Here is an 8,522-nt window from a genome sequence, read left to right as displayed (position 1 = left end):
CTCCGAGCCAGTGCCTGCCGAAGAAGTGCCCGCCGAACCAGGCCCCGACGTCGGCCACCGCGACCGCGGCCACGAGGGCGAAGGCGGCGGGGCCGAGCAGCACCAGGCCCACCGGCGCCGACAGCCACGCCACCCCGAACACCGCGCGGGCGGCGCGGCGCGCCCCGTCCTCGGCGTCGCCGGACAGGACGGGGACAAGCGCGGCGGCGAGCACCCCGAGCAGGGCCGCCCGCCAGAGCAGGTCGGGCGCGAGCCAGGCGGCGACGGGCAGCGCCGCCACCGCGGTCCCGGCGACGGCGGTCTCGGCGGTGCGCAGCCCCGCCATGCGCCCGTACTCGGCCATGGCCACGGCGGCCACGGCGGCGGCGAGCACGGCGGTGCCCGGTGTGCCCAGGGCGAAGGCGCCGCCGACGACGGGGGCGATGACCGCCCAGCTGATCCAGCGGCGGACCAGCTCGCGCCTGCGCGAGAGCCACACACCCGCACCGCTCACCCCGAGCGCCCCGGCGATGTAGGGGGCCGCCTCCACCGCGCCGATCACCGGGCACCCCCGGACGCGGGCGCCGGAGCGGGTTCCGCGTCAGCCTCCGGCCCTGCCGCAGCCTCCGGCCCCGCCGCAGGTCCCGAAGAGTCGAGCGCGCGCAGCGCCCTGCGGACGCGGACCAGCCGGAGGACCGCCGTGGCCAGGGAGCCCGCGATCATCAGCGGGAACACCAGGGCGGTGAACCCGGTCAGCGCCAACAGCACGAACTGGGCGCAGCGCTCGGTCTTGCCGGAGGGGCCGCCCTGCAGGCGCGGGGCACCTGCCGCGGCCCCCGCCAGGGAGACCCAGGAGGGGAGCGTGGCCGCCAGCGCGGCGCCCAGCACGGGGGCGGCGGGGTAGGCGGCCAGGCACCCGGCCAGCACCGCGAACTCGGCCAGCCGGTCGCCCAGCTCGTTGTCGACCGCCCCGGCGCGGGTCGAGCGCCCGCTCTCCCGGGCCACGCCGCCGTCCAGGTTGGCGCAGGCGAGCCGGGCCACCAGGAGGGCGCCGACGGCTCCGGCGGCGAGCGGGCCGGGCGGCAGGGCGGCGATGACGCCCCCGGCGGCGGCGCCGAACGCGACCCCGCCCCAGGTGAGCACCGCGGGGGCCACGCCCCGGGCGACCAGTGCGCGCCGCAGGGACGCCAGTCGGTCGGCGAACCAGGGCTTGAGTGCGTAGAGTCCGTCCATACCCGACAGACTCGCCGGACCCGCCCCTCCGGGGCATCGGGACGGACCCCCAGGGGCGCTGAGTAGTCCTACTCAGCCGCCCCGTGCGGCGGCCCAGGGGCCGCCCGGCCTGAGTATGTCGACGAGGAGTGAGAGCGCGTGTTCGCCGGTTCCGACAGGGTTCAGACCACCCGGCGCGGCGCGGTGCCGACGGGTTCCGACAGCACCAGGGCCTTCCCCGCCGCCGGGCGCGGCCGTCACCCGCAGCACCTCACGGCCGTTCGTCCCCGCTTCGCCGCGGGCGCTCCGCCTCGACCCGCGACTCCGGAGACGGCGACGGGGGCGGCCGTCGGGGAAGGGCAAGGTGCGCCCCGCCGCACGCGGCGCTGCCAGGGCCCATCGACACCACGCTGCAGCGAACGGAGGCGCTGTCGAATCCCATCGACGAACGCTGTCCACACTCACGAACAGAACCACCCGCCCCCTCCGGCGTTGACACTTCTCTGCCGAGCGGCCGGTGGAAGGGCCTGTTGCTCCGGGGGAAGTGGCCCTACCGGCGCGGTTCCAGGGGCGCTCTGCGTCGAGAGCGACGGGGATCCGGGCCGGCGGGGTGCCGGGGTCCGAGTCTCGGCGGGAAACCCGGACAGGGCCTACACGGCGTCGATGTAGGCGTAGGCGCGTTCGGGGTGGAGGAACCACGAGATCAGGTCGGCCGGGTCCTCGAACGCCTCGGCGAACCTGTCGGCCAGGCCCTGGTCGTTCCCGGCGGCGCGCAGGACCTCCCACACGTGCGGCGGCCCGTCCAGCATGACCTCGCTCCAGGCCGTCACGTGGCGTGCGTGCCTCCAGTAGGACGCGAAGGCGTCCTCCATGAAGTCCTCGTCGAAGGCGCGCGTGCCGTGGTCGACGATGGCGCGGCGGTAGGACTCGGCACACGCCGACGCGGCGTTGGCCCCCTGGGAGGTGATCGGGTCGTTGGCCACGATCGCGTCGCCCATGCCCAGGACGGCGCCCCCGCCGGGAAGCCGCCCCACGGGCTTGCGCACGCACGGGGTGTACGCTCCGCGCGCCTCGGCCATCGCGTCGGTCAGCTCCACGTCAAGACAGCGCTCGTGCATCCAGGGGGCGTGGTCGCGCATGACCGACAGCACGCCCTCCAGCACCTCGCCGGTGCGGCGCCAGCTCGGCACGGGCAGGTCCATGGGGCCGCCGGGGACGGCTTCGACCAGCAGCGCGTGGCAGGGGCCGGTGAGGGTGAGCGCGGGGACCGCGAGCACCTCGCCCGCGCCCGGGACGGCGGTGCGGTGCAGCACCTTGCCGGACGGGTGGTCCTCCATGCCGCGCACGTAGGCCAGGGCCAGGGTGCGCTGCGGCGCGTCGTACCGGGTGCGCTCGGTGTCGACGGGGAACAGCCCGGCCAGCTCGCTCCTGCCGGTGGCCACCACCACGAGGTCGTAGGAGGAGCTGAACCACTGAAGGTCCGAGAGCGTGGCCCCGTGCAGGACGGTGCGGCCGCCCCGGCGCTCGAACTCCTCCAGCCACGCGGCCATCTTCACCCGCTGGTCGACCGACTGGGCGGGCTCGCGCAGGCGCCCGGTCCACTGGGCGTCCAGGGCGCCGTCCGCGTCGGCGATGCTCATCGCCACGCCGGTGATCGCGGGCGCGGTGGGGCCCCAGAACGCCAGTCGGCGGCGGCGCTCGCGGCGCAGGGCGTCGCCGAACAGGCACTGGGTGGACATCACCCGGCCCGAGCGCAGGTCGGCCGGGGACTGCAGGGTGAGCAGGGTGACGTCGTAGCCATCGTCGAGCAGGCCGAGCGCCAGTTGGAGGCCGGACTGGCCGGCGCCGACGATGAGGATCTTGCGCATGCCGCTCCCGTCGTTGGAAGGACCGCGGGTGGAGAGGTGGGGGTCACCGGCCGCCCGGCATCGCAAGGCCCGCCGGACGGCGTGCCCGGCGGGCCCATAGGGCGTCAGGGAGTACCCGGAGGCTACTCGGGGGTCCAGGGGGTGTTGCTCGGATCACGGCCTACTGCGCGGCGACCGGGCATGCCCCTCGCCGCGTTCTCACCGGCCGACAGCGCGCCCGGGCCGACTCCTCCTGCTTTTCGGGAGCACAGCGGCCCTGCGATGGACATGGCGCCGCCGGTGCCTTCTACGGCCATGACCCGAGCGACACCCCCAGCGCGTCAGCGGCCGGTCTTGGGACCGTCGTAGGTCTTGGTGAAGAAGGCGCCGAGGATGCCCGCGATGAGCATCAGCGGCAGGCTGACGAACATCAGCACGGCTGCGACGGTACCGACCATGGGTGTTGTCCTCCGTAGTTCCGGCCTGCGGCCGGGGAGCGGGCCGTGTCCCCCGCGTCTTCCTGTCCCGGCGCTGCCGCCCCCGAGCATAGATCGCCTCGCGCGCGGGTGCGTCCGGGCCCCCGCCTTCGGCGTGGTGACCGGCGCATGGATACCGTCGACCGCGTTCGGGGCGTCGGGACCGAGGGGGCGGCATGGGCGGTGTCATCACGGGCTTCGGGGTCATCGCGAGCATCATCGCCGCCGGGTACGTGCTCGGCCGCCGGGACGCCCTCGGCGCCAACGGGCGGGAGGTGCTCACCCGGCTCGCGTTCTCCGTGGCCACCCCGGCCCTGCTGTTCACCATCCTGTCCGGGTCCGACCCCTCGGCGCTGTTCTCGGCCCCGCTCGCGGTGACCGCCCTGAGCATGGCCGTGGTCGCGGCCCTGTTCGCGCTCGTCGCGCTGGTCCGCCGCTGGGGCGCGCGGACCGCCGGGATGGGCGCCCTGTGCTCGTCCTACGTCAACGCGGGCAACCTGGGCATCCCCATCGCCTCTTACGTGCTGGGCGACGCCGCCCTGGTGGCGCCCGTCCTGCTGCTGCAGCAGCTCGTGGTCACCCCGGTCGCCGTCACCCTGCTGGACGCCGGATCGCGGCGCGAGGGCGGGCGCCTCGGCGTGCTGACCGTCGTGACCGCGCCCCTGCGCAACCCGATCGCCGTCGCGGCGCTGTCGGGGGTGGCCGTGGCGGTGACGGGGATCACGGTCCCCGATCCGCTGATGCAGCCCTTCGAGCTCGTGGGGTCCATGTCGGTGCCCGCCGTGCTGCTGGCCCTGGGCATCTCCCTGCACGGCAGCCCCGTGCCGGGGCGCGGGCCGGAGCGGCGGCACGTGCTGCTGGCGGTGGCCCTGAAGTCCCTCGTCCAGCCCGCGGCCGCCTGGGCGATCGGATCGTGGCTGTTCCACCTGGACGGCGAGCTGCTCTTCGCCGTCGTCGTCCTGGCGGCGCTGCCCACCGCCCAGAACATGTACACCTACGCCTCGCGGTACGGCGTGGCCACCGGGATGGTGCGCGAGGCGGTCCTGCTGTCGACCATCGCGACCTTTCCCGTGCTGGTGGGGATCGCCCTCATGCACGGCTGAGCGCGCTGCCGCCGGGGCCGGGCCCGCCGCCGATACGGTGGCCACCCATGACCGTCCTGAAATCCGTGGTGCTGTTCGCCGTCGCCGCCCTCTTCGAGATCGGGGGCGCCTGGCTGGTGTGGCAGGGGGTGCGGGAGCACCGGGGCCTGCTGTGGATCGGCGCGGGCGTGGTGGCCCTGGGGCTCTACGGGTTCGTGGCGACCCTGCAGCCCGAGGCCCACTTCGGGCGCATCCTCGCCGCCTACGGCGGCGTGTTCGTGGCGGGGTCGCTCGCCTGGGGCATGGCGGTGGACGGGTTCCGTCCCGACCGCTGGGATATCGCCGGGGCGCTGATCTGCGTACTCGGAGTCGCCGTCATCATGTACGCCCCGCGGGGGAACTGAAAGCGATCTCCGGACGTTCCACCGGGAACGATTCCGCTGACGGCCGCACTCTTCATCCCTCCGGAGGTGCGATGGTGCCCCTCGACCCACGTTTCCCCGCCCGACAGGGTGCCCGGAATCCCGGCACCCCCGAGCGCATCAACCCCTACGCGGCCACCACGACGGCGGAATTCCTCCAGGCCATGCGCGAGTACCGGACGCGCGCGGGCACCCCCACGTTCGAGGAGATGGAGTACCGCTCGGGCGGTGTCTGCACCGCCCAGCGCTTCCGCTCCACCCTCGACGGAAAGGCGATGCCGACCATCGCCCTGGTGGGGGCGTTCATCACGGCCTGCGGGGGTGACGCCGACGCCTGCGGCGAGTGGACCGCGGCACTGCGCTACCTCAAGGACAGGATCACCTCCTGACCCCTGGCGGCACGCACACCGGCGGGGCGCGGAGACACCGGGCCCCGCCGTCCCCTCCCTCCTCTACTGTGGCCGGGTGACGCCCCAGCAGTTCATCGATGCGGCCCTGTGGTTCCCCGAGACGCGGGAGACCGAACCCTTCGGGCCGGGTGTGATCGTGTACAAGGTGCGCGAGAAGGTGTTCGCGCTCCTCATGCCCGGCGAGGCGGACCGGCCCGCGCGGATCTCCCTCAAGTGCGAACCGGGGCTGGCCCTGGAGCTGCGCGCCCAGTTCCCCGCCGTCGTGCCCGGCTACCACCTCAACAAGCGCCACTGGAACACGGTGGCCCTCGACGGCACGGTGCCCGACGACGAGCTGGCGGAGATGCTCCGCCACTCCTATGAGCGCGTCGTGGCGGGCATGCGCAGGCCCGACCGGGACCGCCTCATGGCCGCCCTGGGTGAGGACCTGCCGCNGGCCCGCCCGCCGCTGGACGGGAGCCCCTAGCGGCGGGTCACAGCAGGCGGCGCGGAGGCTTGGGCGGGCGGACCGCCACGTCCGTCCACTCCTCGGAGAGCACGGCCCGCACCGCCGCGGCGCGGTTGCCCGTGCCCGCGTGCCCCGCCGCCTCCAGCGCGCGCTCCAGCACCTCGCCGATGGCGGGCCGGTCCCGCGGGTCCTTGGCCATCGCCGCCCCGACCAGGCCGTCCAACCCCGGCGGCAGGCGGTCCAGGTCGGGCGACTCGCGGACCGTGCGGCGGGCCAGCTCGGCCGGTTCGGCCACGCCGAAGGGGTCCCGCCCGGCGGCGGCGAACGCGACGAGGGAGCCCCACAGGAACACGTCCGAGGCGGTGGTGACGGGCTGCCCCCTGTACTGCTCGGGGCTGGTCCACCCGGGCGTGCCCAGCCGGTCGCGCGGGCCCGGCAGCGCCTCCGGCTCCGGGGCGGCCGGCTCGGGAAGGCCGATGTCGCGCACCGCCCGCCGGTAGCGGCGCAGCCGGATCCACCGCGTGGCCTCCTCGCGCACGCCCAGGTGCGCGATGCCGAAGTCCAGGAGCTTGGGCCCGGAGGCGGCCACCACCACGTTGTTCGGCTGCAGGTCGCGGTGGACCACGCCGGTGCCGTGTACCGCCCTGAGGGCGTCGGCCACCCCCACGGCCAGCGCACGCACCATCGGCGGGCGCAGGCGCCCGTGGCGGTCCACGTGGTGGCGCAGGGTCGGCCCCGGCACGTACTCGGTGGCCAGCCAGGGGAGGTCGGCCAGGACGTCGGCGGCGACGAACCGCGCGACGCAGGGGCTGTTCACCCGGGCCAGCAGCCGCGCCTCGGCGGCGAACCGCTCGCGGAAGCGGGGGTCCTCGGCGTGGCGCCGGTGGACGACCTTGACCGCCAGGTAGCCCTGCAGCCCTTCACCGGAGGCGGCGTAGACGGTGCCCATCCCGCCGGATCCGATGCGGCCCACCACCGTGTAGCCGCCGATGCGGCCGGGGTCTTCGGGCAGCAGGCGGCCCAGCCTCCGCGGCCCGCGGGCCTTCATCTGCGGACCGCCAGGGGCATGAGACCGACTCCCGCATCTCCACCGGGGCGCCGTCCTCTCCGGGCGCCGTCAGCGGCATCCTACGGCCACGGGGGCGCGCCCCATAGCCCGATCCGGGCGCCCAGGAGGACGGCGGCGACGAGGACCCCGAGCAGCACGTAGAAGACGAGGCAGCCCAGGCAGCAGGAATGGCGGGAGGATCGGGCGGCGAGGGCGGACAGGACGAGGAGGAGCAGGAGGACGCCGAGGGCAGCGACTACCATTCACGGTTCGTACCCGCGGGGCCGGTCCGGCCACCGGCCGTGGCCCAGTCGTTACCCCTTCCGGGGCCCGCCCGGACCGCCGCCGGGGCGGGCGAACCCCTCGGTGATCTCCACGGCCAGCTCCAGCAGGGCCAGGGCGGAGGGGGCGCGCAGGTCCGCCAGGTCGACCGGGCGGCCCGAGGCCAGGTGCGGGTCCTCGGGGAGCTGGAGCGCGCGGGCGCAGCGGTCGTCCATCTGCCGCTCCAGGTCGTCGACCCCGGCCGAGGTGCCGGGGCCGCCCGAGGGGCCCTTGGCCAGCACCACGGCGGCGTGCGCGGCCAGCGGGCCCGGGGCCACCGCGTCCACGTCGTCCAGGGCGTTGGCGGCGGCGACCGCGCCCTCGCGGGTCGCCGGGCAGACCAGGACCAGGCGGGTGCAGCGCGCGAGGAGCACCGGGACCCCGGGGCGGTCGAGGCCGGTCCCGGCGTCGACGAGCTGCAGCGGGTAGTGCCGCTCGACGGCGTCGGAGATGCGGCGGACGCTCTCCAGGCCCAGCGGGCGGGAGGCGGTGTCCCCGGGGGTGGAGGCCAGCACGTCCAGGCCGCCGGTGGTCTGGGCGGTGAACCGGTTCATGTCCGAGTAGCGCACGGCCGCGTCGGGGGAGGCGATGAGGTCCTGCAGCGGCAGCTCGGCGTGCCACTTGAGCGCCATGCGCTCGGTGATCGGCGCGCGCTCGGGGTCGCCGTCCACGGCGATCACCCGGTCGCCGCGGTGGGCGGCCAGGACCGCGCCGAGCCCCAGGGCGACCGTGGTGGTGCCGACCCCGGCGCCGGTGCCCAGCACGACGATCGACTGGTGCGCCTCGGGCAGGGGCGCGCGGCCCACGGCCGCCTCCAGCTCCTGGCGCCGCTGCTCGATCTTGGAGTCGCCCGGGTTGATCCGGCCGCCGGTGACGGTGTAGAGGGCGCGGCGCCAGCCCCCTTTGGGGGCGGGGCGCTCCCTGCGGATCAGTGTGTCCGCACTGAGCTCGGACAACGGGGCGGGGGCGGGCGCGCCGGAGCCCTCTCCGTCGGCTCCGTCGGCCGCTGGCTCGGGGTGGGGGGATCGAACTGACACCGCTGGACTTCCTAGGGAATCGACTGAGGAACAGGCCCTGTCTGCGGCATTTTACGCAGTGTCGCGGATGGGAGACCGGTCGGGTTCGTCCCGTCTTGGCCACGGCCGGACGCCCGGCGGGCGGCGGAGGCGAACCGGAGCGGCGGCGGGGCCGTCTGAGTGGGCGGTGTGGACGGCTCCGGCCCCGCGGCCACCCGCGGCCGCGGACCCGGAGCGAGAGAGGACGGACGAATGTATCCG

9 protein-coding genes and 1 pseudogene are annotated in these 8,522 nt (G+C 75.4%); 4 read left to right on the top strand and 6 right to left on the bottom strand.

The window, feature by feature from the left end; translation table 11 throughout:
- Positions 1-70: 70 nt before the first annotated feature.
- From D476_RS39695 to D476_RS0110875, 3 genes and pseudogenes are all read right to left on the bottom strand, one after another.
- A pseudogene (locus D476_RS39695) lies at positions 71-478 on the bottom strand (phosphatidate cytidylyltransferase); the annotation flags it as partial.
- A 59-nt stretch (positions 479-537) separates the two neighbouring features.
- Positions 538-1,212, bottom strand: coding sequence for a CDP-alcohol phosphatidyltransferase family protein (locus tag D476_RS0110880; RefSeq protein WP_017623979.1), 675 nt, complete (start codon positions 1,210-1,212; stop codon positions 538-540).
- Positions 1,213-1,841: 629 nt separating this feature from the next.
- Complete coding sequence (locus D476_RS0110875) at positions 1,842-3,059, bottom strand: styrene monooxygenase/indole monooxygenase family protein (RefSeq protein WP_017623978.1); 1,218 nt, start codon at positions 3,057-3,059, stop codon at positions 1,842-1,844.
- Positions 3,060-3,690: 631 nt separating this feature from the next.
- On the opposite strand from D476_RS0110875, the gene D476_RS0110865 reads away from it, so the two are divergent.
- The 4 genes from D476_RS0110865 (at position 3,691) to D476_RS0110850 (ending at position 5,894) form a co-directional block, all read left to right on the top strand.
- On the top strand, positions 3,691-4,617 hold the full coding sequence (locus tag D476_RS0110865) for an AEC family transporter (protein ID WP_017623976.1): 927 nt from the start codon (positions 3,691-3,693) through the stop codon (positions 4,615-4,617).
- Between the two features lie 47 nt (positions 4,618-4,664).
- Positions 4,665-5,000: a YnfA family protein gene (locus D476_RS0110860; RefSeq protein ID WP_017623975.1), complete on the top strand. Its 336-nt coding sequence runs from the start codon at positions 4,665-4,667 to the stop codon at positions 4,998-5,000.
- Between the two features lie 71 nt (positions 5,001-5,071).
- Complete coding sequence (locus D476_RS0110855) at positions 5,072-5,407, top strand: hypothetical protein (RefSeq protein WP_017623974.1); 336 nt, start codon at positions 5,072-5,074, stop codon at positions 5,405-5,407.
- Positions 5,408-5,483: 76 nt separating this feature from the next.
- Positions 5,484-5,894 (top strand): MmcQ/YjbR family DNA-binding protein, encoded by a 411-nt coding sequence (locus D476_RS0110850; RefSeq protein ID WP_017623973.1) that lies wholly within the window; start codon positions 5,484-5,486, stop codon positions 5,892-5,894.
- A gap of 7 nt (positions 5,895-5,901) precedes the next feature.
- Here the strand turns inward: D476_RS0110850 and D476_RS0110845 are convergent, their stop codons facing one another.
- The 3 genes from D476_RS0110845 to D476_RS0110835 all read right to left on the bottom strand — a co-directional run bounded on the left by D476_RS0110845 (position 5,902) and on the right by D476_RS0110835 (position 8,282).
- Positions 5,902-6,924 (bottom strand): serine/threonine-protein kinase, encoded by a 1,023-nt coding sequence (locus tag D476_RS0110845; RefSeq protein WP_017623972.1) that lies wholly within the window; start codon positions 6,922-6,924, stop codon positions 5,902-5,904.
- Positions 6,925-7,004: 80 nt separating this feature from the next.
- On the bottom strand, positions 7,005-7,187 hold the full coding sequence (locus D476_RS0110840; RefSeq protein WP_017623971.1) for a hypothetical protein: 183 nt from the start codon (positions 7,185-7,187) through the stop codon (positions 7,005-7,007).
- Positions 7,188-7,238: 51 nt separating this feature from the next.
- Complete coding sequence (locus D476_RS0110835) at positions 7,239-8,282, bottom strand: MinD/ParA family ATP-binding protein (RefSeq protein WP_152529309.1); 1,044 nt, start codon at positions 8,280-8,282, stop codon at positions 7,239-7,241.
- Positions 8,283-8,522: the final 240 nt, after the last annotated feature.

The sequence above is a fragment of the Nocardiopsis chromatogenes YIM 90109 genome, assembly GCF_000341185.1.
Taxonomy (GTDB): Bacteria; Actinomycetota; Actinomycetes; order Streptosporangiales; family Streptosporangiaceae; genus Nocardiopsis_A; species Nocardiopsis_A chromatogenes.
The sequence above is the reverse complement of the archived record's forward strand: the minus strand, read 5'-3'. Positions and strand labels throughout refer to the sequence as shown.

Excerpts from the sequence above, each read along its gene's own strand:
- D476_RS0110880 (WP_017623979.1), bottom strand. The coding sequence starts at position 1,212 with ATGGACGGACTCTACGCACTCAAGCCCTGGTTCGCCGACCGACTGGCG.
- D476_RS0110875 (WP_017623978.1), bottom strand. The coding sequence starts at position 3,059 with ATGCGCAAGATCCTCATCGTCGGCGCCGGCCAGTCCGGCCTCCAACTG.
- D476_RS0110865 (WP_017623976.1), top strand. The coding sequence starts at position 3,691 with ATGGGCGGTGTCATCACGGGCTTCGGGGTCATCGCGAGCATCATCGCC.
- D476_RS0110860 (WP_017623975.1), top strand. The coding sequence starts at position 4,665 with ATGACCGTCCTGAAATCCGTGGTGCTGTTCGCCGTCGCCGCCCTCTTC.
- D476_RS0110855 (WP_017623974.1), top strand. The coding sequence starts at position 5,072 with ATGGTGCCCCTCGACCCACGTTTCCCCGCCCGACAGGGTGCCCGGAAT.
- D476_RS0110845 (WP_017623972.1), bottom strand. The coding sequence starts at position 6,924 with ATGAAGGCCCGCGGGCCGCGGAGGCTGGGCCGCCTGCTGCCCGAAGAC.
- D476_RS0110840 (WP_017623971.1), bottom strand. The coding sequence starts at position 7,187 with ATGGTAGTCGCTGCCCTCGGCGTCCTCCTGCTCCTCCTCGTCCTGTCC.